Below are 26,052 nucleotides of genomic sequence, written 5' to 3' on the forward strand. Positions count from 1 at the left end.
GGCCCCACCGCTTGTTGTGCGCCCACGCGGCGGAACCACGGTCCGGTGGCCCCGGGAAAACCGAGTGGTGTCCGGTCAGTGCTGTGCGGCGAGGGTGAACGGCGCCAGCTCGGCAGCCAGGTCCTCGTGCACCCGCACCCGCAGCAAGGTGCCCTCGCCGGTGTGCTCCTCGGAGAGCACCTCGCCGCTCGCGTGCACCCGGGAGACCAGCCCGCCGTGGGTGTAAGGCACCAGGGCCTCGACCTCCACCTGCGGGCGCGGCAGCGCGTCGTCGATCAGGTCAAGAAGCTCGTCGATGCCCTGGCCGCTGCGCGCGGACACCGCGATGGCATGCTTCTCGGCCCGCAGCAGTCGCTGGAGGACCAGCGGGTCGGCCGCGTCGGCCTTGTTGACCACCACGATCTCCGGCACCTGGAGTGCGCCGACATCGCGGAACACCTCACGGACCGCCGCCAGTTGCTCCTCGGGCACGGGATGCGAGCCGTCCACCACGTGCACGATCAGGTCGGCGTCGCCGACCTCCTCCATCGTGGAGCGGAACGCCTCGACCAGGTGGTGCGGCAGGTGCCGGACGAACCCGACCGTGTCGGCGAGCGTGTAGAGCCGCCCGCTGGGCGTCTCGGCGCGCCGGACGGTCGGGTCCAGGGTGGCGAACAGGGCGTTCTCCACCAGGACTCCGGCGCCGGTGAGCCGGTTGAGCAGCGAGGACTTGCCCGCGTTGGTGTAGCCGGCGATGGCCACGGACGGCACCTTGTGGCGCCGGCGCTCCTGGCGCTTGAGGTCGCGGCTGGTCTTCATCTCCGCGATCTCCCGGCGCATCTTGGCCATCTTCTCGCGGATGCGCCGCCGGTCGGTCTCGATCTTGGTCTCACCGGGCCCACGGGTGGCCATGCCGCCGCCCGAGGAACCGGAGCCACCGCCACCCATCTGCCTGGACAGCGACTGGCCCCAGCCGCGCAGCCTCGGCAGCATGTACTGCATCTGCGCAAGCGAGACCTGCGCCTTGCCCTCACGGGACTTGGCGTGCTGGGCGAAGATGTCCAGGATCAGCGCGGTGCGGTCGACCACCTTGACCTTGACGACGTCCTCGAGGTGGATGAGCTGGCCGGGGCTCAGCTCACCGTCGCAGACCACGGTGTCGGCGCCGGTCTCGACGACGATGTCCCGCAGCTCCTGCGCCTTGCCCGAGCCGATGTACGTGGCCGGGTCCGGCTTGTCGCGGCGCTGGACCACGCCGTCGAGCACGATGGCGCCGGCGGTCTCGGCGAGAGCCGCGAGTTCGGCGAGCGAGTTGTCCGCGTCGTCGACGGTGCCGGAGGTCCACACCCCGACGAGCACCACGCGCTCCAGGCGGAGCTGCCGGTACTCGACCTCGGTGACGTCCTCCAGCTCGGTGGAGAGTCCGACGACCCGGCGCAGAGACGCGCGGTCGGAGCGGTCGAACTGGTCGCCGTCCCGATCCCCGTCGATCTCGTGGCTCCAGGCCGCGTCCTCTTCCATCAGGGCGTCGGCCCGAAGGCTCTCCGGGAGGCGCTGGCGGTTGTTCGAAGAAGAGGAGGAAGCGTTGGAGGTCATCGGGTCCTTCGGTCGTACGGTCAGAGGCCGGCAGCCGTGGTGGCGCCGTTACAGTCGATGGTCGCACGCCCGGGCGGAAGGGTCACGCGACTTTCGGTCCGACCGGCGGCCGGTTCCGCGAGAAGCATGCATTCCGAGCGAAATCCGTACAGGATCACCCGCAAGAGTGACGCAAGTCGGGAACAGCGGAAAGACACCACGCGTTTACTCGGTGTGATCAATTACGGACAGCAGCGACAGCAGGCTGGGCGCGGTAGACGTCATACACGCCCGGCACCGACTTCATCGCCCGCATCAGCCCCGCGAGAGCTTCGGGCGCGGGCAGTTCCACGGTGTAGGTGTGCCGGACGCGGTGCTCCTGCGGCGGCTCCACAGCAGCAGAGACGATGCCGATCCCCTGGGCGGCGATCACCTCGGTGAGATCGGCGAGCAGTCTCGGCCGGCTGAGCGCTTCGGCGAGGACCGTGGCACGGAAGTTCCCGGCGGAGGTCCCGTCGCGCCATCGGACGGGCACGGCGGTCCGCCCGGCCGCGGCCATGCGGGAGCCGGCCGGACAGCCGGCCCGGTGCACCGCGACGGTGCCGCCGCGGATCACGACTCCGGTCACGCGGTCGGGCGGTCCCGGCGTACAGCAACGCGCCAGCCGCACCGCCGCGCCGGGCAGGTCGGTGACGGCCACCGGGTCGGTGTCCGGCGCGCTGTCCACCGCGGGCTGCGGGCGGGCGGCGGGCGCGGTGGAAGGCCGGTCCCCGCTGGACGCGGTGGGGTGCAGGGCCAGCCAGCCGGTGATGGCGATCCGGGCGGCCGGAGTGGTGGCGTGCTCCAGCCATTCGGGGTCTGGGCCCTCGGGCTCGGGCGCCGATGCGGCGGTGTCGTCCATCAGGAGCTGGAGCGCGTCGCCGTCGCGCAGGCGGGTGCCGAGCGGGGCCAGCCGACCGTTGACCCGGGCGCCGACGCAGGCGTGGCCGGCCTCGCCGTGGACGGCGTACGCGGCGTCCACGCAGCTCGCGCCCGCCGGCAGCCGGAAGGTGCCGGACGCGTCGCCGTCCTGGCTGGTGAAGACGGTGATCTCGCGGTCCTGGGCGAGGTCGTCGCGCAGCGCCGTCCAGAAGGTGTCCGGGTCGGGGGCGGCGCGCTGCCACTCCAGCAGCCGGGCGAGCCAGCCCGGCTGGGTGGGGTCCGGGTCGGCCCAGCCGTCCGAGGCGGCGGTGCCCGCCATCTCCGGACCCTGCGCCGCCTCGGCTGCGTAAGGGTTGCCGAGGGCGATCACACCGGCCTCGGCGACGCGGTGCATCCGCTTGGTGCGCACCAGCACCTCGGCGATCCGGCCGTGCCGGTCGGCGACGGCGGTGTGCAGCGATTGGTAGAGGTTGAACTTGGGAGCGGCGATGAAGTCCTTGAACTCGGCGATGACGGGGGTGAAACAGGTATGGAGTTCGCCGAGCACGGCGTAGCAGTCGGCGTCCTCGTCGACGAGGACGAGCAGGCGGCCGAAGTCGCAGCCGCCCAGTTCGGTCACGCCACGCTTGAACATGAGGCGGTGCACGGACACGGTGTGACGGGGGCGGATACCGACCTCGGCGGTGATGCCCGCGTCGCGCAGCACGCCGCGCAGGTCGTCGGCGACGACCGCAAGGGGTTCGGGCCGCGCCGCGGCGGCCTCGATCATGGCGCGGGTGCCCGCGTGCTCCTCGGGATGGAGAATGGCGAAGACCAGATCCTCCAGTTCGCTCTTGAGCGCCTGCACGCCGAGCCGTTCGGCGAGCGGGATGAGCACGTCGCGGGTGACCTTGGCGATCCGGGCCTGCTTCTCGGGCCGCATCACCCCGAGGGTGCGCATGTTGTGCAGACGGTCGGCGAGTTTGATCGACATCACCCGCACGTCGTTGCCGGTCGCGACGAGCATCTTGCGGAAGGTCTCGGGTTCTGCGGCGGCGCCGTAGTCGACCTTCTCCAGTTTGGTGACGCCGTCGACGAGATAGCTGACCTCCTCGCCGAAGCCGCGCCGGACCTGATCGAGCGTCACCTCGGTGTCCTCGACCGTGTCGTGGAGCAGGGAGGCGGTCAACGTGGTGGTCTCCGCGCCGAGTTCGGCGAGGATGAGGGTGACAGCCAGCGGGTGGGTGATGTACGGCTCGCCGCTCTTGCGGGTCTGCCCGCGGTGCGAGGACTCGGCGAGTACATAGGCGCGGCGCAGGGTCTCGACCTCTTCGCGGCCGGCCTCGGGATGGCGGATGCGATGGACCTTGATCAGATGCTCGATGGCGCCGGGCAGGCGGCCCCTGCTGTGGCCGTTGCTCCCGAGGAGCGCCACCCGGCCCAGACGTCGGAGGTCGATCCGGCGCAGATCGATCCGGCGCAGCCCGCGCCGGACGACATCGGCGGCGTTCTCCGCGCTCTCCGCGTTCACCGCGTTGTCTGCGCTCATCGGGGCCTCCCGGCAGCGTGGACCGGCTGCGGGAACTCACCACGCCCCGTGGGGCCGCGCCGGTGATTGATGCTATCGAGCCCACCACGTGCGGCTGCCACGCTCTCGCCGAGAGTGATCCCCATCACCCGTTCGAGGGAAGGCGTACGGGTGTGGTGACCTGATACGTCCGGTTCGGATGGTGCGACCGAACGGCGGCGGGGTCGAGGGCGGCGCGCGGGGCCGCCACCGGATCAGCGCCCGGGGGCGGCGAGCCAGGTGGGGTCGATGGTGCCCTCGGCGAGGATGACGGCCGGACCGGTCATCTCGATCTCGCCGTCGGCGCGCTCGGTGATCACCAGGCGGCCGCCTGGCACATCGACGGTGTAGGTGACCGGCTGACCGGTGGCGGCGGGGTCGAGTCCGTCCCTGCGGGCGGCGGCGACCATCACCGCGCACGCGCCGGTGCCGCAGGAGCGGGTCTCGCCCGAGCCACGCTCGTGCACCCGCATGGCGACGTGGGCGGGGCCGCGGTCGACCACGAACTCGACGTTGGTCCCGTTCGGATAGGCCGCGGCGGGGCTGACGGCGGGTGCGCGCAGCAGGTCGCCGGCGTCGTCCAGGTCGTCGACGAAGGCCACCGCGTGCGGATTCCCCATGCCGATGTGCACGGCGGGCCAGGTACGGCCGTCGACACCGACGTTGACAGCACCGCCGGGCAGTTCGGCGGGCCCCATCGTCACAGTGACGTCGCCCGGTGTGCCGTCCGCGCCGTCCTTGCCGATGTGGACGTGCCGCACTCCGGCGCGGGTGGCGACATCGAGGTCCCCCGCGCCGGCGAATCCGGTCCGCTGGAGATAGCGGGCGAAGACGCGTACGCCGTTGCCGCACATCTCGGCGACGCTGCCGTCGCTGTTGCGGTAGTCCATGAACCACTCGGCCTCGGCGGCCAGCGCGGCCGCCTCCGGGTGGGCGGCGGAGCGCACGACCCTGAGCAGACCGTCGGCGCCGAGGCCCGCCCGCCGGTCGCACAGCCGCGCCACATCGCCTGCTGACAGGTCGAGCCGGCCGTCCGGGTCGGGGACGATCACGAAGTCGTTCTCGGTGCCGTGCCCCTTGAGGAAGGCGATGGGGGCGTCGGCAGAGCGTGCGTCAGTCACAGGTCCGATCGTACGCGGTCGGCCGTCGGTGCCGGCTATGCCGCCTGCACGGCTCTGACCTGGGGGAGCAGGCGGTCAGCGCAGCCGGGCGACGCGCCAGACGGCGAGCAGCGCCAGCAGCACGACCAGCGCGGCATAGCCGGCGACGTAGCGCCAGTCGGCGCGGTCGTCCGAGCCCCGCGCGGGCAGTCCCGGCCAGGTCTGGCCGACCCGGCGGGCGGCGGCCAGGCCCCAGCCGGCCGCGCAGCAGCACAACAGCAGGCCGAGCATCGCCACTACCGGGCCGGTGTCCCCCGACTCGAAGGCGAGCGGGAAGGCGAACATCAGCGAGCCGCCGACGGCCAGGGCGATGATCGGCGCGATCTGCCAGATCCGCAGCTTGCGCTGTGGCCGCAGTTCGCGGAAGGACTCGCCGTCCTCCATGGTGGGCATGAGCTCCCCGGCCTCGAGCGGATCGAGGTCGTCCAGCACCCCGAGCGGTTCCAGCCGGTCGAGCCGTTCCAGGTTGTCGTACCGGTCGAACGACGCGACCGGCGCAAGAGGATCGCCAGGGTCGTCCGGATCGGCAGGTGTACCGGGTTCAGCGGGGGTGTCGGAGCCGATCAGCGCGTCCGGATCGAGCGGAGCGTCCAGGGGGTCCCGCGGTGGACGGGAGTCCGGAATCTGACCATGGTGGTGATTCCGGTTCCGGCTTCTCGCGGAGCGGTCGGAGTCCGTGGATGTGTCGCGCCCCTGTGGGGTGTCGCGCGGGCCGGCTGCCATCGCCACGCGCCCTCCCGTACGTCGACACAGTAGCTGGAAGCACGATGATGACACGGGCAGGAGGTCGCTCCGGGGCACCGAGGCGTCCCGATGCAATCACGTGATCAGGCTGTGACCGCTTCTTGGAGCTTCCCGCGCCAACGCCAGTGCCTGCCGGGCGAGTTCCGTTCCCTGGGTGGTGAGCCAGTGCACACGCGGGTCGCGCCGGAACCACGAGTCCTGACGCCGCGCGAAGCGTTTGGTGGCGCGTACGGTCTCCGCGTGCGCCCGCTCCTCGGTGCAGTCGCCGGCGAACCAGGCGAGCACCTGCTGGTAGCCCAAAGCGCGCGACGCCGTACGGCCCTCGCGCAGCCCGGCCGCCTCCAAGGCGCGCACCTCTGCGACGAGTCCGGCCTTCCACATCCGGTCCACGCGCAGCGTGATCCGCTCGTCGAGTTCGGGCCGTGGGACGGTGACTCCGATCTGCAGGGTGTCGTAGAAGGACTCGTGGCCGGGCAGGTTCGCGGTGAAGGGCTGCCCGGTGATCTCGACCACCTCCAGCGCGCGCACGATCCGGCGGCCGTTGCTCGGCAGGATCGCGCGGGCGGCCTCGGCGTCCACGGCGGCCAGCCGGGCGTGCAGGGCGCCCGGCCCCCGCATGTCGAGTTCGGCCTCCAGGCGGGCGCGGACGGCGGGGTCGGTACCCGGGAAGCGGAGGTCGTCGATGGCCGCGCGGACGTAGAGCCCGGAACCGCCGACCAGGATCGGCACCTTGCCCGCGGCGTGCAGCCGGTCGATCTCCTCACGGGCGAGGTGCTGGTAGTCCGCGACGTTGGCGGCCTCGGTGACGTCCCAGATGTCGAGCAGGTGGTGCGGCACACCGTGTCGCTCCTCTTCGGTGAGCTTGGCGGTGCCGATGTCCATGCCCCGGTAGAGCTGCATCGAGTCGGCGTTGATCACCTCGCCGCCCAACTCCCGCGCCAGGGCGACGCCCAGATCGGACTTGCCGGCCGCGGTGGGTCCGACGACGGCGATCACGCGCTTGTTCACCCTGCAAGTCTCCCAAACTCCGCTGTGCCGTACCGATCGAGTGATGATCGCAGGCGCCGGCCGGCCGGTTGTGCACAGGGCGTGGCGGCTGGCGACGCGAAAAGCCGGCCGCACCGGTATGGTCGAGGAGTGAAGGGCGCCATGTGCTCTCTGGTGTGCTTCGGGGCTTGGTCATGGCGGGTGTCGGCACATCCCGGCCGTCCCCCTGGCCGTCACTTCGAGGGGAATCCCAGGGAAGGTGCCAGATGAGCTTCATGGACTCGTTCAAGGACAAGCTCGGCGTGTCGAAGGACAAGGCCGCGGACCTCGCCAAGCAGCACGGCGACAAGATCCAGCAGGGCCTCGACAAGGCGGCCAAGACCGTCGACTCGAAGACCGGCGGCAAGTACAGCAGCCAGATCAACTCGGGCGTGGACAAAGCGAAGAACGCCGTGAAGGGTTACGGCGAGAAGGGCAACGACGCCACCTGAGCGCCGACCCACCAGGTCCTGGCCCAGGGACCACTGCCCCAGGCCACGACCGGCGCGCGCCGACGTGTGGGCGCGCCCTGATACCGGACGGCCGCGGACCCCACCATCCGCGGTCAGTCCATGTTCCGCCCCCGCACCGGCCCGACGCGTGTCCGTGTCCGAGCACCGCTTGGCGTCCGCGCTACGTCCAGGTCGCGACGAAGTAGCCGACCCCGTACGGGGCGGCGTCGTACAGCAGCTCGCCCGCCAGTCCGGCCCCGTGTGCCGCACCCGCCAGCACCTGCCAGGGCGCCCGCCCCGCCGCCTGGACCGCGTGGGCCAGTTCCGCGTCGAGCCCCTCCAGCACGGCGGCATCGGCCGCACCGAGCGCCGCGGCCACCGCGGCGTCGAAGGGCTCCGCCCGCTCGTCCAGATACCCGGGCGCCTTGACCGTACGGCACGCACTGCCGTCGCCCATGACCAGTAGCGCGACCCGCGGCGCCGAATCGGCGACGGCCCGCCCTGCCACCGCGCATCGCTCCTGCTCCAGTTCCTCCCCCACCCCGAGCCCCTCCACGGGCGACGCCTGCCAGCCGCGCAGCAGCCATGCGGCAACGGCGAGCGAAGACGGCAACGGAACGGGGGAGGTCGGCGGCGCCGTGTCCGCGCCGTCGGAAGACGGCTCCACGCTCCGCGCCCCGACCGGCTCGATATCCCGCGGCTCTCCCAGCGTCACGTCCACCGAAACGCCGTAGCGGCGGAAGGAGCCGGCTGCCCCTGGCGGGAACACCCCGCGCCCCGGGCGCCGAGCCGGACCGACGACCACCAGCCGTTCGGGCCTCGCCGCGGCGAGCACCCCCACAACGTCCGCGCAGGCCGCCCGCAGGGTGTCCAACTCGGGTGCGGCATCAGCCGCGACCTCGGGTATGAGCAGCGGGGGGCAGGGGCAGACGGCAGCAGCGACCAGCATGATCCGAACCCTACCGGCCGGGACCTCACCCGGCCGGGCCCTGCCGGCATCGACCGACCACAACCGCGTGAGGGCCATCGAGCGTCCCCGCCCGGCGACCCGCAATGGCCCTCTGCGGCCTCCAGCGGCCCTCTCGCCGCCTCTGTCCGCCCCGACCGCAGATGGCCCCAGCGCTGCGCCCGCGCCCCGTCAGCCGAGCGCGCAGCCGCCCGTCGGCACCGCCTCGGGTGCCGGAGCCGGGGCCCCGATCGTCGGCAGACCCAGCATCACCCCTGCGGGCTTGGCGGCTGCAGCGCCTTGGCGCCGCTCCCAGGCGTCACCGGCGCGGGTCCGGCGGACCGACAGCGGGGGCCGCTCGGCGAGCAGGTGGTGCGGGGCGCCGTAAGTGATCTCGACGGTCGCCATGTCGCCCGGCCTGATCTCCTGCTCCGGCCGCGCGAAGTGCACCAGCCGGTTGTCGGGGGCGCGGCCGGAAAGCCGGTGCGTGGCGTCGTCCTTGCGGCCCTCGCCCTCGGCGACCAGCACCTCCAAGGTGCGGCCGACCTGCTTCTTGTTCTCCTCCCAGGAGATCTCCTCCTGGAGCGCGACCAGCCGCTCGTAGCGCTGCTGCACGACCGCCTTGGGGATCTGGCCGTCCATCTCGGCCGCCGGGGTGCCGGGCCGCTTGCTGTACTGGAAGGTGAACGCCTGCGCGAACCGCGCCTGACGCACGGCCTCCAGGGTCTGCTCGAAGTCCTCCTCGGTCTCGCCCGGGAAGCCCACGATGATGTCGGTGGTGATGGCCGCATCCGGCATCGCGGCGCGCACCTTCTCGATGATGCCGAGGTAGCGGTCCTGCCGGTACGACCTGCGCATCGCCTTGAGCACCCGGTCGGAGCCCGACTGGAGCGGCATGTGGAGCTGGTGCATCACATTCGGCGTCTCTGCCATTGCGGCGATCACGTCGTCGGTGAAGTCACGCGGGTGCGGGGAGGTGAAGCGGACCCGCTCCAGGCCGTCGACGGCGCCGGTGGCCCGCAGCAGCTTGCCGAACGCCTCACGGTCACCGATGTCGGAGCCGTACGCGTTGACGTTCTGCCCGAGCAAGGTGACCTCGACGACGCCCTCGGCGACCAGGGCCTCGACCTCGGCGAGCACGTCGCCGGGCCGCCGATCCTTCTCCTTGCCGCGCAGCGCGGGCACGATGCAGAACGTGCAGGTGTTGTTGCAGCCGACGGAGATCGCGACCCAGGCGGCGTACGCCGATTCACGGCGCGAGGGGAGCGTGGAAGGGAACCTCTCCAGCGACTCGACGATCTCGACCTGCGCCTCGTCCGCGATCCGGGCGCGCTCCAGCAGCACAGGGAGCTGCCCGATGTTGTGCGTGCCGAAGACGACGTCCACCCAGGGGGCGCGCTTGACGATGGTGTCCCGGTCCTTCTGCGCCAGGCAGCCGCCGACCGCGATCTGCATGCCCGGGCGCGCGGCCTTCTTCGGCACGAGCTGGCCGAGGTTGCCGTACAGCCGGTTGTCGGCGTTCTCCCGCACCGCACAGGTGTTGAAGACCACGACGTCCGCGCCGTCGGCGCCCGCGGGCGCCCGCACATAGCCCGCGTCCTCCAGGAGGCCGGCCAGACGCTCGGAGTCGTGGACGTTCATCTGGCACCCATAGGTGCGGATCTCGTAGCTTCGCTGGAGAGCGGTGTCCTGCGCGGTCATGCCCCCAGGGTAGGCGGTGCCCACGACATACCCGAACCCGGTTTGCCGCCGGGCCGAAGCTACGGCGCACCGCGTAAGCAGCCGCGGCCGCCCGGTCCCGGCCGCGCCTTCCTTCCCGGCGGTGCGGCTGGCAGGATCGCGGGGCATGGACCTCACCCGTCTCGGCAGCCGGCTCGGCACCCGACGTGCCCTCCAGGTCGTGCTGGCCGCCGCCTCGGCCCTGGCACTGCTGCTGTGGTGGCTGCTGCCGTCGGACGGTCCGTCGTATCCCAAGGGGCCGATCTCTCTGGCGACCGGGGTGCAGAGCGGGGTCTACGAGAAGTACGGCGTGCTGCTCAAAAGAGACCTGCGAACCGCGCTCCCCGGTGTGAAGGTCGACCTGCTGCGCACCGAGGGCTCCGTGGAGAACATCGAGCAGGTCGCGGACGGGCGCGCCGACTTCACGATCGCCGCGGCCGACGCGGTCGCGTCTTACAGCGGTCCGGGCAAACAGGACCTGCGGGCGTGCGCACGGCTCTACGACGACTACATGCAGCTCGTCGTGCCGCGGGACTCCTCCGTGCGGTCGGCGCGGGACCTGCGCGGGCTGCGGGTGGGCGTCGGACAGGCCGGCTCGGGGGTCAACCTGATCACCAGGCGGCTACTGACGGCCGCGGGCCTCGACATCGAGAAGGACGTCACGGCGGTGCCGGTCGGAATCGACCAGGCGCCCGCGATGCTGCTCGCCGGCAAGCTCGACGCCTTCTTCTGGTCCGGGGGGCTGCCGACCGCCGCGGTGGGCGCGATGGCGTACCCGACCGACCGGATCCGGCTGGTCCAACTCGGCGACCTGGTGGCCAAACTGCATTCCATGGGGCCACAGATGCAGTACTACCGGCAGGCGATGATGCCGGCGGACGCGTACCCGCGCACCCAGGGTGGCCAGACCGTCGCGACCATAGCGGTGGCGAACCTGCTGGTCACGACGGATCACGCCAACGCCGGTCTGGTGCAACGGCTGACCAAGGCGGTGATCGACAGCAGGGACTCGATCGGCAACGTGGTGCACGCGGCGCAATTGGTGGACCTGCGGACCGCCGTCTTCACCGATCCGCTGCCCCTGCATGTGGGCGCGGAACGCTACTACCGGTCCGTGAAACTCTAGCCGGCGCGGCGCTTCAGTCCTCGCGCACCTTTGGACCGCCCGCGCTCTTCGCTCCTCACGTCTGCCGCCCGTTCAGTCGGCGGGTCGTCCCGACGTCACCGGCGCCGTGCGTGGCACCGCGAGCCGCACCTCGAGGCCATGCGGTTCCCGGCGCCCGAAGCTGATGCTTCCGCCGCCCTGACTGAGCAGTGCCCGCGCGATGGACAGGCCCAACCCCGAACCGTGCACGTTCTGGTGGTGTGCGCTGCGCCAGAAGCGGTCGCCGATCCGGTCGAGTTCGTCGTCGGTCAGCCCCGGTCCGCTGTCAGCCACCTCGATGGTGACCTGCTCGCCGTCGACCGCCACCCGTACCGCGACGGCGCTGCCCGCTGGGGTGAACTTGATCGCGTTGTCGATCACGGCGTCCAGGGCGCTGGACAGCGCGATCGCGTCGGCCCACCCGGTGGCCTTCCCGTGCGCGGGCTCGCTGAAGTGCACGGCGACGCCGTCCCGGTCGCCGCTCGGCCGCCAGGCGTCGGCGCGGGTCCGGGCCAGTTCCGCGATGTCGGTGACGGCCAGGTGGCTGCCGGAGCTCTCCGCGACGGCGAGGCCGAGGAGGTCGTCGAGCACCTGGGCAAGTCGGTGGCCCTCCTCCTTCACGGATTCGGCCTCGGTATGGCCATCGGGTAGTTCGAGACCGAGCAGCTCGATCCGCAGCAGCAGGGCGGACAGCGGATTGCGCAACTGGTGCGAGGCGTCGGCGACGAAGGCGCGCTGCTGGTCGAGCACGGCTTCGACGTTGTCCGCCATCTCGTTGAACGACCGGACCAGGCGCCGAAGTTCCGGTGGTCCCCCGGATGCCTCGACCCGCGACTTCATCCGGCCGGTGGCGATGTCGTGCGTGGCCCGGTCCAGGGTCGCGACCGGCAGCAGCACCCAGGCGGTCAGCCGCACCGCGAGCAGGACCGCGATGGCCATCGCGGCAAGCTCTCCGGCCGCGAGCAGCAGCCAGCCGTGCAGGATGCGCGAGCGCAACGCCCCGGTGGGCGAGTCGGTGACGACCACCGCGACCACGTCGCCGTCCCGCACGATCGGTGAGGCGATGGCGAGCAAGCGGTGCTGCCACGGCCACACCTGCTGCGGGTTGTGGGCGCGCCGCCCCAGCAGCGCCGAGTCGTACGCGTCGTACAACTCCCCGCTGGAGGGGACCCGCCAGTTGTGCGGCGCCGCGGCCATCGACGTGCGGTCCCGGTAGAAGACGCCGGCCCTGATGCCGTAGAGCTGCTCGTAGCGATCGAGTTCGGTCACCAGGGTGTGCAGGCGCTCGTCGTCCTCCGGGTCGACGACCGTCTCCTCGTCGCGCGCGGTCACGAACTGCGCCAGCGCCGCAAACCGGGTGGTGTCGTCGATACGGTCCACCACGACGCGCTGCTGCTGGGCGGCCGCCTGGCTGGCGGCCAGCGGGAACCCGAGCGCGAGCAGGACGCCGGCCATCAGCACGATGAGCAGCGGCAGCAGTCGTGAGCGCACGGCGTTCCTCGGCTCCTGCCGTCAACTGGTCGGCACGACGAGCCGATAGCCGACCCCGCGCACCGTCTCGATCATGGCCGGGGTGCGCAACTTGGAACGCAGCGAGGCCACATGCACCTCCAGGGTGCGGCCGGTTCCCTCCCATGCGGTGCGCCACACCTCGCTGATGATCTGCTCCCGGCGGAAGACCACCCCGGGCCGCTGGGCGAGCAGCGCAAGCAAGTCGAACTCCTTGCGGGTCAGCGCCACCGGATCGCCGTCCACGGTGACCCGCCTCGTGGACGGTTCGATCATCACCTGGCCGAGCATCATCGGGGTGTCGTCGGCGACGCCCGGCACGGTCACCACGGGGCTGCCGTTCGGCGGTGTGGCCGGCCCCGCATTCTGGGCGGCACCGGGCCGCAGCGGCGGGCGGCGCACCACCGCGTGGATACGCGCCAGCAGCTCACCGGTGTCGTACGGCTTCACGACGTAGTCGTCCGCGCCCAGGTTGAGGCCATGGATGCGGGATCTGACATCGGAGCGGGCGGTGACCATGATCACCGGGGTGGCGCTGCGGCGCCGGATGCGGCTGCACACCTCGAAGCCGTCCTGGTCCGGCAGCCCCAGGTCGAGCAGCACGCAGTCGTACTCCGGCCCGCCGTCGGGCAGCAGCGCCTGGATCGCCTCCTCGCCGCTACGAGCGTGGCGCACATCGAAACCATGCTTTCCGAGCACCGCGGAGAGGGCGGCTGCGACCCGGTCATCGTCCTCCACCAGCAGCAGTCGCATGCGTCACCTCCTCCTCATCCGCCAGAACCGCCACATTGGGACGGACTTCACTGCTCCGCCCGCGGAGTGGGTCATGGACCTGTCGATCGAATCCACGCCGATCGGGACCCGCACGTCAAGGGGGTACCGGCCCGCGCAGCCGACCGTTACCCAGCCGGTACTCACCAGGGACGGGGACGGCACACGGAGGCGATGCCTTCGGCGGCTGACCGGTGCCAAAGTGTGCGCCCCGGGTGCGTCGCGTGCGCGGGCGGTATGCGCCCGATGAACCGTCCCGCACCGCGCCGACGTGCGACTGTCGCTTGACGTGGGCAGGCGCAGTGAGTTGCATACGCTTTGTGACCGCAACTCTTCCGGGGGCCGCTGCGTGGACCCCGTGATCGTCGCGGGGGCCGGCCCTGTGGGCCTGACCCTCGCCCTCGCGCTGGCCCGCCGCGATGTGCCCGTGATCCTGCTGGACGAAGCGGAGGTGCTCGGCGGAGCCGAGGGGCTGCGGCAGGCGCGCACCTGCGTACTCGCCCCCGCGACCGCGGCGTTCGTGGAACGCCTCGGCTACAGCGGGCTGCGCGGCGACGGCGCGACCTGGACGGGCTGGCGCACTCTGCGCCGGCGTACGGAGGTACTGCGGCTGGACTTCGGCGCCGATCCCGCGGACGCGCCGGTCCATGTGGCGCAGCATCTGCTGGAGAAGGGGTTGCGGGGGGCGCTTTCGGCCCGCGGGTCGGTGCGGATCGTGTCCGGTTGCCGGGTGGACGCGGTCGAACAGGACGCGCGCGGGGTCACCGTGCACACCAAGGGCGCCGAGGAGACCTGGTGGCGCGGCAGTTACCTGGTGGCGTGCGACGGTCCGCGCTCGACGGTCCGCAAGCTGCTGGGCGTACGCTTCCCCGGCCGTACGGCGGTGGACCGGCACGCGGTGGTCGCGGTGCGGACCGAACTGCCCGAACCCGGTGTGGCGCTGCTGCACCGTGATCCGCCGGGGGCCCCGGCCGGGCAGGAGATCACCGCCCGCCCGCTGCCGGACGGGCGGTGGCGGATGGACTGGCTGCTGCCGGTGCACGGCCGTCAGCTCACCTCCGACGCGCTGGTGGAACGTCTCAGGGCCGCCCTGACCGCCTGGTGCGGCAAGGTGGTGCCGTACGAACTGGTCGGCTCGGCCGACTATCCCGTCCATCAGCGGCTGGCCCGCGCCTGGCGGGCCGGGCGGGTCTTCCTCGCGGGGGACGCGGCACACCTGATGGGCGCGCTGGGGGCGCAGAGCGTCGAGGAGGGGCTGCTCGACGCCGAGAACCTCGCCTGGAAATTGACGCTCGCCGTTCACGACGGCGCTTCCGATCTGCTGCTCGACAGTTACGAGGCGGAGCGGCGGGGCGCGGTCGGGGCCCGGCTGCGCGCCACCGACCAGGCGCTTCCGCTGCTGCGGGCGAACGGCGCCTGGCAGACGGTCCGCCACACCCTGCTGTCCGGCTCGGCCCGTGGCCAGGTCGAGCTGCTGACCGACAGCCATCTCGGGCGCGGAGGCGCGGCCGCCTCGACCGTGTACGGCCGCTCACCGCTGTCCGTGCCCGCGCCTCGAAGCGCCGGCCGGTCAGGCGGGGCGTCGTCGCTGGTGGCCGAGTGCGACACGCGGCCGGGCGAGGCGGTCTCCGACGTGGCCGTCACCGCGCTGGACGGCACGGTGGACCGGCTGCGCGACCGGCTCGGACGCGGGTTGGTCGTTGTGCTGGTCGCGCCCGGGACCGGGGTATGGGAGTCACGGCACTGGCTGACGGCCGGTCTGATGCCGCGGTTGGCGTCCGCGGTGGCAGCGCTGCCCACCGCGGCGGAGCTGCTGGTCGCCGAGACCTATCCGGGGGCGACCGCCCACACGGTGCTGCTGGTCCGGCCGGACGGGCATCTGGTGGCGGCGATGGTGGGCTGCCGGCCCGCCGAGTTGTACTCCTACGCGGATCTGGCCCGGGGTGGTCCGCCGACATCGGCGGGCAGCAGGAGCGACATGGCCGACGACGCTTCCCCTGGTGAGGGCGAGCCCGACCATCCGGACGGGCGTCCGGGGGGCGGCGCGGCCGGTCACCAGGTCAGCGGGCGCACCGGCTGACCCGGCGGGCGGCGGCGGCCGTGACCGCTATTCGCTCTGCCCTGCCCACAGCTCCTCTTCCGCGTCCTCGCTGTCGGCGCCTTCGGCTGCGAGCGCGTCGCGCACCACCCGCAGGGACATGCCCTCCGGGTATCCCTTGCGGGCGAGCATGCCCGCGAGGCGTCTGATCCGCCGGTCCCGGTCCAGGCCGCGGGTGCCCGGCAGGCGCCGCCGCACCAGCTCGCGGGCGGTCTCCTCTTCCTGCTCGGACTCGAGCAGTTCCACGGCCTCGGTCACCAGCTCCGCGTCCACACCGCGGTGGCGAAGTTCGCGGGCGAGGGCACGCCGAGCCAGGCCGCGGCCGCGGTGCCGTGACTCCACCCAGGCGTTGGCGAACGCCTGGTCGTCGATGAGACCGACGTCCTCGAAACGCTCCAGGACATCCTCGGCCACGTCATCGGGGATCTCGCGCTTGCGCATGGCGTCGGCGAGTTGCCGGCGGGTGCGAGGCGTCCCGGTAAGCAGGCGCAGGCACAGCGCCCGCGCCTGCTCACCAGGATCGAGCGGCGGCTCTCGCGAGGCCCTCGACTCGGAAGAACCGCCGCGCTTCTGGGACTTGCGCTCCATGGCGTCAGACCTTGGCGGCGGTGGCCTTGGTCGCCTTCTTCGGGGCAGGGACCTCGGCCTTGGCGGGCTCGGCCTTGGCGGACGCGGCCGGTCCGGCTGCGTCAGCGCCCGGCTGGGCGCTCGGGGCCTCGGGCTTCGGCACGCCGACGCCGAGCTTCTCCTTGATCCGCCTCTCGATCTCGTCCGCGAGGTCCGGGTTGTCCCGCAGGAAGTTCCGGACGTTCTCCTTGCCCTGGCCGAGCTGGTCGCCCTCGTAGGTGTACCAGGCACCCGACTTGCGGACGAAGCCGTGCTCCACGCCCATGTCGATCAGGCCGCCCTCACGGCTGATGCCCTGGCCGTAGAGGATGTCGAACTCGGCCTGCTTGAAGGGCGGCGCGACCTTGTTCTTGACGACCTTGACGCGGGTGCGGTTGCCGACCGCGTCGGTGCCGTCCTTGAGAGTCTCGATCCGGCGGATGTCGAGCCGGACGGAGGCGTAGAACTTCAGGGCGCGGCCACCGGTGGTGGTCTCCGGCGAGCCGAACATCACACCGATCTTCTCGCGGAGCTGGTTGATGAAGATGGCGGTGGTCTTCGACTGGTTGAGCGCGCTGGTGATCTTCCGGAGCGCCTGGCTCATCAGGCGGGCCTGGAGGCCCACATGGGAGTCGCCCATCTCGCCCTCGATCTCGGCCCGCGGCACGAGGGCTGCCACGGAGTCGATCACGATGAGGTCGATGGCGCCGGAGCGGACCAGCATGTCCACGATCTCCAGCGCCTGCTCGCCAGTGTCCGGCTGGGACAGCAGCAGGTTCTCGATATCGACGCCCAAAGCCTTGGCGTACTCGGGGTCGAGAGCGTGCTCGGCGTCCACGAAGGCCACGGTGCCGCCGGCCCGCTGGGCGTTGGCCACCGCGTGCAGGGTGAGGGTGGTCTTGCCGGAGGACTCCGGGCCGTACACCTCCACGACGCGGCCGCGGGGCAGCCCGCCGACGCCGAGCGCCACATCCAGTGCGGTCGACCCGGTGGGGATGACCTCGATGGGTTCGTTCGGCCGGTCGCCGAGCCGCATGACGGCACCCTTGCCGAACTGCCGTTCAATCTGCGCGAGCGCGGCGTCGAGTGCCTTCTCGCGGTCGTTTCCTGCCATGGGCTCCACCCGGGATGTCTGGTTCGATCGCTTCACGTCCATGACGCTAGCGCCTGGCACTGACAACGCGCCCGCACGTCGCCCCGGACCTGTGGATAACTCCGACCGACATCTGCGACCGGCACCGGCCGGAGTTCGCGCCGTCGCGGCGGGAAATCCGCCGGACTTCCTCCATATGAATGGATGTTCGATTTTCATGTCAAGCGACCCGCCGACGCGCCGGGTCGGTCACGTCCGCGGGTCGGTGACCTCATAGCGCCGTACGTAGGCGGTGAAGAAGCCCTGGAGCGTGGCGGTGGCCGGGATGGCGATGAGCGCGCCGACCGCGCCGAGCAGCGCCGTCCCCGCGATCACCGAGCCGAAGGCGACCGCCGGATGGATGTCCACCGTACGCGCGGTGATCCGCGGTTGGAGCAGGTAGTTCTCGAACTGCTGGTAGACCACGACGAAGCACAGCACCCACAGCGCGTCCCACGGGTCCTTGGTGAACGCGACGAGGATCGGCAGGGCACCGGCCAGATAGGTGCCGACGGTGGGGATGAACTGCGAGACCAGGCCCACCCAGACCCCGAGCGCGGGCGCGTAGGGGACACCGAGCGCCTGGAGCAGGATGTAGTGGGCAAGCCCCGAGACCACGGCCATCAGGGCTCGGGAGTAGAGGTAGCCGCCGGTCTTGGCGACCGCGATATCCCAGGCCCGCAGGACTTCCGCCTGGTGCGCGGGCGGCAGCATGGAGCACAGCGTACGGCGCAGCCGGGGCCCGTCCGCGGCCAGGTAGAAGGTGAACAGCGCCACCGTGAAGATCTGGAAGATCGTGCCGGCGACCGTGGCCGAGATACCCCACACACTGGCGGCGCCACTGGTGAGGTAGGCCCGCACCCAGTTGGAGTGCAGCACCTTGTCATGCAGCTTGCCGCCGGTGTCGATGTGCGTGTGGAAGGTCCTGTTGATCCACTTCACCACGTCGTCGACGTACTGCGGCAGGTTGCGCACGATAGTGCTGACCTGGTCGACCAGCAAAGATCCGACGGCCAGCAGGAAGCCGGCGGCGGCGACCAGTACCACGAGCATCACGATGCCGGTGGCCAGGCCCCGACGGATGCGGCGTCTGGCCATCCAGTCCACCGCGGGTTCGATGGCCAGAGCACAGAAGAACGAGACCAGGATGTTGACGAGGAGGCCGACCAGCCGGTCGAAGACCCAGTGCGCGAACTGGTAGCAGGCGACGAGGGTCAGCGCGAGAGTGAGCGCGCGGGGCAGCCAGCGCGGCATGCGCGCACGTGACGGGCGCGATCCGTCACCGGGCGCGTCGGGCGCCGGGTCGGGAGACTCGTCACGTGCTGCCACAGGGCAAGTCTGGGCCCTACCGCCGATCAAGTCCTGATATCAGGGCATTCGCGGCACTTCGGACGGATGGTCAACGCCGCGCGGCGGGCACGTCCATGGCCACGCAGACCGCTCGCCAGACGTCCTTCACGTCCCAGCCGTCCTCCAGTGCCTGGACGACCGTACGGCCGCCCAGTTCGGACATCACGTGGTCACGCGCGAAGGAGTCGGCGTAGGTCTCACCGAACTGCGCGCGCATCCGCTCCCAGAACATCGTCAGCCGCATGGATGCCAGTATCCCTCGGCCGACGACTGCCCCTCGTACGGCCTACATCGCCCGCACTGCGGCGGTGACCAGTACCGCGGCGGCGACCACCACGAGGAAGGGCGCGCGCAGGAACAGTGCGACTGCTGCTGCCGCCAGCCCCGCGGTCCGCGCGTCGATCGCCAGTCGCAAGGTGTCGGTGCCGAAGGTCTGCAGGGCGGTCAGGGCGGCGAGCAGAGCGATGGGCACCAGGGCGGCCAGTCGCTTGACGAGCGGGCGCTCCAGCAGACCCGCGGGCACGGACAGGCCGAGCAGCTTCACTCCGTAGCAGCCCATGGCGGTGACGCCGATGGCGATCCATGTGCCCGTCTCCCCGCTCATCGCACGGTCCCCTTCCTTGCGGCCAGCACCAGCGGTGCCGCCAGAGCCGCGACCAGCACCGGCACCCCGGCGGGCAGCACGGGCAGGCAGACCAGCGCGAGCAGGACTGCGAGCGCGGCCACCGCCCGTTCGGTGCGGCCTTTCACCATGGGTGCCAGCAGGGCCAGGAAGACGGCCGGCCCGGCGGCGTCCACTCCCCAGGCGTCCGGGTCACCGAGCGCCGACGCGCCAAAGGCTCCCAACAGCGTGGTGAGGTTCCACAGCACGTAGAGACTCGCGCCCGTGACGGTGAAACCGAGCCGGGCTGCGGTCCGTTCGCGCTGCGCGAGGGCGACCGCGGAGGTCTCGTCTATGACCCACTGGGCGGCCAGCGGCCGTACGGGCGCGGGCAGCCGCAGGAGTTGCGAGAGCCGCAAGCCGTAGAAGGCGTTGCGGGTACCCAGGAAGAACGCCCCGGCCGCCGCCGCGAACGGGCTGCCGCCCGCGCCGAGCGCACTCACCAGGGCGAACTGCGAGGCCCCGGTGAAGACGAGCAGCGACAGTGCGCAGCTTTGGAGGACGGACAGACCCGCGCCCGCCGAGGTCACTCCGAAGGCGAATCCGGACAGTCCGACGGCGACCCCTACTCCCAGGGCGTCTCGGATGACTGCTGCTCGGGGCCGTGGCGGCTGCCGCACGGTGTCCGGCCCCGTCGTCTGCGCTGTTTTCACTCGATCAGGCTAGAAAGACCACCGCCCGCGGGTCTTGTACGTTCTTGCGGCCCGCGCCCTGCGGTACGGGCCGGCCGTCCGACGAGTCCGATCATCCGACGAGTGCAGTAGTCCGGCCTTCCGACCAACGCGTATCAGCGCTCTCGTACGACCTTCCGCTCGCGCTGGTACGCCCCGGGCGGGACCCCTACGATCCGGCTGAAATGCCGGTTGAGGTGGGGCTGGTCGGTGAAACCGACGGTGGCTGCGGCGTCGGCCGGAGGGACGCCGGTGTCGAGGAGGCGGCGGGCGGCGCGTACGCGCTCGCCGGTCAGCCACGCGTGCGGGGGCAGGCCGTAGGCGGTCTTGAAGGCGCGCAGCAGCGCAAAGGGGCTGGTGTTCGTGGCGGTGGCGAGTTCGTCGAGACTGGGCGGGTCGGTCAGACGGGCGGCGAGCAGTTCGCGGGCGTGGGCGGCGGCGCCGGGTGCCGCGGCCCGCGGCCGGCCGCCGCGGGTGACGCCCGCACTGTGACGGGCCAGCAGCCTGGCGACAGTCAGACGCAGAAACGTCTCGGCAGCAAGTGCGTCGTCCCGCTCGGCCGCTTCGTGGACGGCGGCGATCAGGCGGGCCACGGTCGGGTCGGCTATGACCGGGCCGGTGAAGAAAGGGGTGCCACGCAGCCCGCGGGTCTCGGCGGCGACGGCCGACACGACATCCGTCGACGGATACAGGACCCGATAGCTCCAGCCGCCGGCAGCGCCCGCGTACGCCGAGTGCGGGACCTCGGGGTTGATCAGGACGACGCCTCCCGCTCCGGCCCGCTCGGCGCCACCGGGCAGACCGATACCCTCCACTCCGCCGGTGACCGCAGCGATCACGTAGCCGTCGTGGGCATGCCGGGAAAAGGTGTGCCGGATATAGCGGGCACGCAGCAGATCGACCCCGGGCAGGCCCGGGTGCTCCCAGAATCGTGCCTGCTCACGCGCGGTCATAGGGCGATTGTGGCGTGACCGCGCCAGGAGTTGTCCACAGCCGGAAGAGTGGTCATCGGCACGGTGTCGGTACGGCGAGGCAGGATGGGGTCATGTCCAGTCCGTCCGCTCCGTCCAGTCCGCAGTCCGATCCGCACAGCAGCCTCGACTCCTTCTCCCCCGCGACCCGCGCGTGGTTCATGGGAGCATTCCGCGAGCCCACCGCCGCCCAAGCCGGCGCGTGGTCTGCCATCGCGGCGGACTCCGACGTGCTGGTCGTGGCGCCCACCGGTTCGGGCAAGACGCTGGCCGCCTTCCTGGCCGCGCTGGACCGGCTGGCCGCTACCCCGCCACCGGCGGAGGCCCGCCGCCGCTGCCGGGTGCTGTACGTGTCGCCGATGAAGGCGCTCGCGGTGGACGTCGAGCGCAATCTGCGCAGCCCGCTGGCGGGGCTTCGGCAGGAGTCCATGCGGCTGGGGCTGCCGGAGCCAGAGGTGCGGGTCGGTATCCGGTCCGGTGACACGCCCGCGGCGGAGCGGCGCTCGCTGGCCACCCGCCCGCCGGACATCCTCATCACCACGCCCGAGTCCCTCTTCCTCATGCTCACCTCCGCCGCGCGGGAATCTCTGATCGGGATCGAGACGGTGATCCTCGACGAGGTGCACGCGGTCGCCGGCACCAAGCGCGGCGCCCACCTGGCGCTTTCCCTGGAGCGGCTGGACCGGCTGCTCGATCGGCCGGCCCGCCGGATCGGGCTGTCGGCCACGGTCCGGCCGGTGGACGAAGTCGCCCGCTTCCTTTCGCCGCAGCGGCGGGTGGCGATCGTGCAGCCGCCGTCCCAGAAGCGGTTCGACCTGTCGGTGGTCGTGCCGGTGGAGGATCTGGGCGAGCTGGGCGGTTCGCCGGTGATGGACGCGGCCGAGCACAGCGGGCCAGCCGCGGGCCCGGCGCAGCGACCGTCGATCTGGCCGCATGTCGAGGAGCGGATCGCGGACCTGGTGCAGGCACACCGCTCCACGATCGTCTTCGCCAACTCCCGGCGGCTGGCCGAGCGCCTCTGCAACCGGCTCAACGAGATCGGCCAGGAGCGCGCCGAGGGCGATCCGCTGCCCGAGGCGCACTCCCCCGCACAGGTCATGGCACAGTCGGGCGCGGCCAAGGGGGCGCCCCCGGTGCTGGCCCGAGCGCACCACGGCTCGGTGTCCAAGGAGCAGCGGGCACTGGTGGAGGAGGATCTCAAAGCAGGGCGGCTGCCCGCGGTGGTCGCCACGTCGAGCCTGGAGCTGGGTATCGACATGGGCGCGGTCGACCTGGTGGTCCAGGTGGAGTCGCCACCGTCGGTCGCTTCGGGGTTGCAGCGAGTGGGTCGAGCCGGCCACCAGGTGGGGGCGGTGTCCACCGGGGTGGTCTTCCCGAAGTACCGCGGCGACCTGGTGCAGTCCGCGGTGGTCACCGAGCGGATGCGGGAAGGGGCCATCGAGTCGCTGCGGGTACCGTCCAACCCACTGGACGTGCTGGCCCAGCAGATCGTGGCGATGACCGCCCTTGACATCTGGGACGTGGACGAACTGCTCGCCCTGGTCCGGCAGGCGGCCCCCTTCGCGTCGCTGCCGCACTCCGCCTACACCGCGGTGCTGGACATGCTGGCTGGCCGTTACCCGTCGGACGCATTCGCCGAGCTGCGCCCACGCCTTGTGTGGGACCGGGTGGCCAACACCCTCACCGGCCGGCCGGGAGCCCAGCGGCTGGCGGTGACCTCCGGCGGCACCATCCCGGACCGCGGGCTGTTCGGGGTCTTCCTCGCAGGGGCGGACCCGAAGAAGGGCGGCGGCCGGGTCGGAGAACTGGACGAGGAGATGGTGTACGAGTCCAGGGTGGGCGACGTCTTCACGCTTGGCACCACCTCGTGGCGGATCGAGGACATCACCCGCGACCGGGTGCTGGTCTCCCCCGCGCCGGGCGTGCCCGGGCGGCTGCCGTTCTGGAAGGGCGACCAGCTGGGGCGGCCGCTCGAGCTGGGCCGGGCGCTGGGCCGATGGTTGCGAGAGGTGGGCGCGCTGCCCGCGGAGGCGGCCCGGGAGCGACTGGCCGCGGCTGGCCTGGACCCCTGGGCGGTCGACAACGTGCTGTCGTACCTCGCCGAGCAGCGGCAGGCGTGCGGGCACATCCCGGACGACCGCACCATCGTCGTGGAGCGCTTCAGGGACGAGCTGGGTGACTGGCGGGTGATCATCCACTCCCCGTTCGGCGCCCAGGTACACGCCCCGTGGGCACTCGCGCTCGGCTCCCGGCTCCAGGAGCGCTACGGGTTGGACGCCCAGGCGATGCACGCCGACGACGGGATCGTGCTGCGCCTGCCGGATGCGGACCTGATGGGGCTGGACCTGCTGGACGCCGATCCGGTGTCGAAGGGTGCCGAGTTCGATCCGGCGCAGTCGCCGGTGGGGGCGGGCGATGTGACATTCGACAAGGGCGAGGTCGAACAGTTGGTGACGGACCAGGTGGGAGGGTCCGCACTGTTCGCGTCGCGGTTCCGGGAGTGCGCGGCGCGGGCGCTGCTGCTGCCGCGCCGCAGCCCCGGCCGGCGTACCCCGCTGTGGCAGCAGCGCCAGCGGGCGTCGCAACTGCTCCAGGTGGCGTCGGAGTTCGGGTCGTTCCCGATCGTGCTGGAGGCGATCCGGGAGTGCCTTCAGGACGTGTTCGACGTGCCGGGCCTGGTGGAGTTGATGGGCGACATCGAGGCGCGGCGGGTCCGATTGGTGGAGGTGACCACGCAGGAGCCGTCGCCCTTCGCCCGTTCGCTGTTGTTCGGCTATGTGGCGCAGTTCCTCTACGAGGGCGACTCGCCGCTTGCCGAGCGCAGGGCGGCCGCACTGTCGCTGGACTCGCGGCTGCTGGCGGAGTTGCTGGGGCAGGCCGAGTTGCGGGAACTGCTCGATCCCGACGTGCTGGCCGATCTGGACAGCGAGTTGCAGTGGCTCACGGAGGACCGCCGGGTCAAGGACGCGGAGGGGGTCGCGGACCTGCTGCGGGTGCTCGGTCCGCTGACCGGCACCGAGTTGGCGGTGCGGGGAGCGGAGGCGGGGTGGGCCGCGGAGTTGGAGGCGGCCAGGCGGGCGATCAGGGTGCGGATCGCCGGGGACGAGTACTGGTCGGCGGTGGAGGACGCCGGGCGGCTGCGCGACGCGCTGGGCACGGCACTGCCGGTGGGCGTGCCGGTGGCGTTCACCGAGCCGGTCAAGGACCCGCTGGGCGACCTGCTGGCGCGGTATGCGCGGACGCACGGCCCGTTCACGACGGGCGAGGCCGCGGCCCGGTTCGGTCTGGGCGGGGCCGTGGCGGACGGCATGCTGCACCGGCTGGCTGCGGCGGGCCGGCTGGCGCAGGGCGAGTTCCGTCCGGGCGGGGCCGGTCAGGAGTGGTGCGACGCCACGGTGCTGCGACGGCTTCGGCGCCGTTCGCTTGCCGCGCTGCGGCAGGAACTGGAGCCGGTGCCGCCGGCCACGCTCGGGGTGTTCTTGCCGCAGTGGCAACACGTGGGCACGCACGGCCTGCGCGGGATGGACGGGCTGGCGCGGGCGGTGGAGCAGTTGCAGGGCGCGTCGGTGCCCGCGTCGGCGTTGGAGAAGCTGGTGCTGCCGTCCCGGGTGGCCGGCTACACCCCGGCGATGCTGGACGAGTTGACGGCGTCCGGTGAGGTGCTGTGGGCCGGTGCGGGGGCCCTGCCGGGCAAGGACGGATGGGTGTCACTGTATTTGTCCGAAAGTGCACCCTTGCTGCTGCCGAGTCCGCAGCCGTTGGAGCCGACGGAGTTGCACACTGCCGTGCTCGGCGCGCTGTCCGGTGGGTATGGCTTGTTCTTCCGGCAGATCGGCGAGCAGGTGCGGGCGGCCGGGTTGACGGCGAGCGATCCCGAACTCGCCGACGCGGTATGGGACCTGGCCTGGTCGGGGCGGCTGACCAATGACACCCTCGCCCCGCTGAGGGCACTGCTCGGCTCGGGCCGCACCGCAGGGGCAACCGCACACCGTGCGCCGCGTTCGGTGCCGCGCGGCAGGTACAGCTCGCTGGCCTCGGCCCGGTCCCCGCGGGCCACCGCCTCCCGGTCCGGCCCGCCCACCACTGCGGGCCGCTGGTCCCTGGTGCCCGTGCCCGAAGCCGATCCGACCCTACGGGCGCACGCCCTGACCCACACCCTGCTGGACCGGCACGGCGTGGTCACCCGGGGCGCTGTGGCCGCGGAGGGAGTGGCAGGCGGCTTCTCGGCGGCGTACCGGGTGCTGGCGGCGTTCGAGGAGACCGGGCAGGCCAGGCGGGGGTATGTGGTGGAGGGGCTGGGCGCGGCACAGTTCGCGATGGACGGCGCGGTGGACCGGCTGCGGGCGCTGAGCACTGCGCGGGAGCGGGAGGAGGAGCGCCCCGAAAGGTCCCGCACAGTGGTGCTTGCCGCCGCGGACCCGGCCAATCCGTACGGCGCCGCGCTGCCATGGCCGGAGCAGCCCGCGGGCGTCTCCCACAAGCCCGGGCGGAAGGCCGGCGCCCTGGTGGTGCTGACCGACGGCGAACTCACCCTGTACGTGGAGCGGGGCGGCAAGACCCTGCTGGCCTGGCCGCTCGACGAGATACGGGTCGGGGCCGCCGCGGACGCCCTTGCACTGGCGGTCCGGGAGGGCGCGCTGGGCCGCCTCACGGTGGAGCGGGCCAATGGCGAGTCGGCGCTGACCTCGCCGCTGGGCCGGGCACTGGAGGCGGCGGGTTTCCACGCCACACCGCGCGGGCTGCGGTTGCGGGAGGACCGTTAGGGCGAGGCAGGGCCGGCGCGCAGGCCATCATGGAGGGGTGCCCGAAGGAGACACGGTCTGGCTGACCGCCCACCGACTGCACGCGGCGCTGTCCGGGCAGCCGCTGGTGCGGGCGGACCTGCGCGTGCCGAAACTGGCGACCGTGGACCTGGTGGGACGGCAGGTGCTGGCAGTGGTGCCGCGCGGCAAGCACCTGATGGCGCGGCTCGAAGGCGGCATGACACTGCACAGCCATCTGCGGATGGACGGGGCGTGGCACCTGTACGGGGCCGGGGAGCGCTGGCGGGGCGGCCCGATGCACCAGGTGC

20 protein-coding genes and 1 pseudogene are annotated in these 26,052 nt (G+C 72.0%); 5 read left to right on the forward strand and 16 right to left on the reverse strand.

What is annotated here, in order from left to right:
- Nucleotides 1-75: 75 nt before the first annotated feature.
- From hflX to miaA, 5 genes are all read right to left on the reverse strand, one after another.
- A complete protein-coding gene (gene hflX, locus AC13HU_RS04750; protein ID WP_483040450.1) occupies nt 76-1,575 on the reverse strand; it encodes a GTPase HflX in 1,500 nt (499 codons plus the stop codon).
- Between the two features lie 217 nt (nt 1,576-1,792).
- Nucleotides 1,793-3,985, reverse strand: coding sequence for a RelA/SpoT family protein (locus AC13HU_RS04755; protein WP_483040468.1), 2,193 nt, complete (start codon nt 3,983-3,985; stop codon nt 1,793-1,795).
- A 251-nt stretch (nt 3,986-4,236) separates the two neighbouring features.
- Nucleotides 4,237-5,142, reverse strand: a complete 906-nt coding sequence (gene dapF / locus AC13HU_RS04760) for a diaminopimelate epimerase (RefSeq protein ID WP_483040451.1) — start codon at nt 5,140-5,142, stop codon at nt 4,237-4,239.
- A gap of 75 nt (nt 5,143-5,217) precedes the next feature.
- On the reverse strand, nt 5,218-5,745 hold the full coding sequence (locus AC13HU_RS04765) for a hypothetical protein (RefSeq protein ID WP_483040469.1): 528 nt from the start codon (nt 5,743-5,745) through the stop codon (nt 5,218-5,220).
- 255 nt (nt 5,746-6,000) lie between these two features.
- On the reverse strand, nt 6,001-6,933 hold the full coding sequence (miaA, locus tag AC13HU_RS04770) for a tRNA (adenosine(37)-N6)-dimethylallyltransferase MiaA (RefSeq protein ID WP_483040452.1): 933 nt from the start codon (nt 6,931-6,933) through the stop codon (nt 6,001-6,003).
- A gap of 245 nt (nt 6,934-7,178) precedes the next feature.
- Between miaA and AC13HU_RS04775 the strand changes: the two genes are divergently transcribed.
- Complete coding sequence (locus AC13HU_RS04775) at nt 7,179-7,403, forward strand: antitoxin (RefSeq protein WP_483040453.1); 225 nt, start codon at nt 7,179-7,181, stop codon at nt 7,401-7,403.
- A gap of 181 nt (nt 7,404-7,584) precedes the next feature.
- Here AC13HU_RS04775 and AC13HU_RS04780 read toward each other — a convergent pair whose 3' ends face one another.
- Both AC13HU_RS04780 and miaB read right to left on the reverse strand, forming a co-directional pair.
- Entirely contained in the window at nt 7,585-8,352 is a 768-nt protein-coding gene (locus tag AC13HU_RS04780; protein ID WP_483040454.1) for a class III extradiol dioxygenase subunit B-like domain-containing protein, read from the reverse strand.
- Between the two features lie 189 nt (nt 8,353-8,541).
- Nucleotides 8,542-10,050, reverse strand: a complete 1,509-nt coding sequence (gene miaB, locus AC13HU_RS04785) for a tRNA (N6-isopentenyl adenosine(37)-C2)-methylthiotransferase MiaB (protein WP_483040455.1) — start codon at nt 10,048-10,050, stop codon at nt 8,542-8,544.
- Nucleotides 10,051-10,195: 145 nt separating this feature from the next.
- Between miaB and AC13HU_RS04790 the strand changes: the two genes are divergently transcribed.
- A complete protein-coding gene (locus AC13HU_RS04790; protein ID WP_483040456.1) occupies nt 10,196-11,194 on the forward strand; it encodes a TAXI family TRAP transporter solute-binding subunit in 999 nt (332 codons plus the stop codon).
- Between the two features lie 72 nt (nt 11,195-11,266).
- Here the strand turns inward: AC13HU_RS04790 and AC13HU_RS04795 are convergent, their stop codons facing one another.
- Nucleotides 11,267-12,703: a sensor histidine kinase gene (locus AC13HU_RS04795; protein WP_483040457.1), complete on the reverse strand. Its 1,437-nt coding sequence runs from the start codon at nt 12,701-12,703 to the stop codon at nt 11,267-11,269.
- A gap of 21 nt (nt 12,704-12,724) precedes the next feature.
- A complete protein-coding gene (locus tag AC13HU_RS04800; protein ID WP_483040458.1) occupies nt 12,725-13,474 on the reverse strand; it encodes a response regulator transcription factor in 750 nt (249 codons plus the stop codon).
- A 367-nt stretch (nt 13,475-13,841) separates the two neighbouring features.
- Here AC13HU_RS04800 and AC13HU_RS04805 point away from each other — a divergent pair, with 367 nt between their 5' ends.
- Nucleotides 13,842-15,572 carry an FAD-dependent monooxygenase gene (locus tag AC13HU_RS04805; protein WP_483040459.1) on the forward strand — a complete coding sequence of 577 codons (1,731 nt, stop codon included), beginning with the start codon at nt 13,842-13,844 and terminating at the stop codon, nt 15,570-15,572.
- A gap of 27 nt (nt 15,573-15,599) precedes the next feature.
- On the opposite strand, the gene recX is transcribed toward AC13HU_RS04805, so the two are convergent.
- The 7 genes and pseudogenes from recX to AC13HU_RS04840 all read right to left on the reverse strand — a co-directional run bounded on the left by recX (nt 15,600) and on the right by AC13HU_RS04840 (nt 20,963).
- A complete protein-coding gene (recX, locus tag AC13HU_RS04810) occupies nt 15,600-16,448 on the reverse strand; it encodes a recombination regulator RecX (protein WP_483040460.1) in 849 nt (282 codons plus the stop codon).
- A pseudogene (gene recA / locus AC13HU_RS04815) lies at nt 16,387-17,508 on the reverse strand (recombinase RecA); the annotation flags it as partial. The gene recX and the pseudogene recA, both read right to left, overlap by 62 nt.
- Nucleotides 17,509-17,538: 30 nt before the next feature.
- The gene (locus AC13HU_RS04820; RefSeq protein ID WP_483040461.1) at nt 17,539-18,657 is read right to left on the reverse strand and encodes an AI-2E family transporter; all 1,119 of its coding nucleotides are present in this window, start codon (nt 18,655-18,657) and stop codon (nt 17,539-17,541) included.
- 70 nt (nt 18,658-18,727) lie between these two features.
- Nucleotides 18,728-18,922, reverse strand: a complete 195-nt coding sequence (locus AC13HU_RS04825; protein WP_483040462.1) for a DUF3046 domain-containing protein — start codon at nt 18,920-18,922, stop codon at nt 18,728-18,730.
- 42 nt (nt 18,923-18,964) lie between these two features.
- A complete protein-coding gene (locus tag AC13HU_RS04830) occupies nt 18,965-19,282 on the reverse strand; it encodes an AzlD domain-containing protein (protein ID WP_483040463.1) in 318 nt (105 codons plus the stop codon).
- Complete coding sequence (locus tag AC13HU_RS04835) at nt 19,279-19,992, reverse strand: AzlC family ABC transporter permease (protein ID WP_483040464.1); 714 nt, start codon at nt 19,990-19,992, stop codon at nt 19,279-19,281. The genes AC13HU_RS04830 and AC13HU_RS04835 overlap by 4 nt, the downstream gene beginning before the upstream one ends.
- A gap of 134 nt (nt 19,993-20,126) precedes the next feature.
- Nucleotides 20,127-20,963 carry an AraC family ligand binding domain-containing protein gene (locus tag AC13HU_RS04840; RefSeq protein ID WP_483040465.1) on the reverse strand — a complete coding sequence of 279 codons (837 nt, stop codon included), beginning with the start codon at nt 20,961-20,963 and terminating at the stop codon, nt 20,127-20,129.
- Nucleotides 20,964-21,055: 92 nt separating this feature from the next.
- Here AC13HU_RS04840 and AC13HU_RS04845 point away from each other — a divergent pair, with 92 nt between their 5' ends.
- Complete coding sequence (locus AC13HU_RS04845) at nt 21,056-25,744, forward strand: ATP-dependent helicase (protein WP_483040466.1); 4,689 nt, start codon at nt 21,056-21,058, stop codon at nt 25,742-25,744.
- A gap of 37 nt (nt 25,745-25,781) precedes the next feature.
- Nucleotides 25,782-26,052, forward strand: a 271-nt coding sequence (locus AC13HU_RS04850; protein WP_483040467.1) for a DNA-formamidopyrimidine glycosylase family protein, incomplete at its 3' end; no start/stop codon positions are given.

Source organism: Streptomyces sp. NH27 (assembly GCF_056859195.1).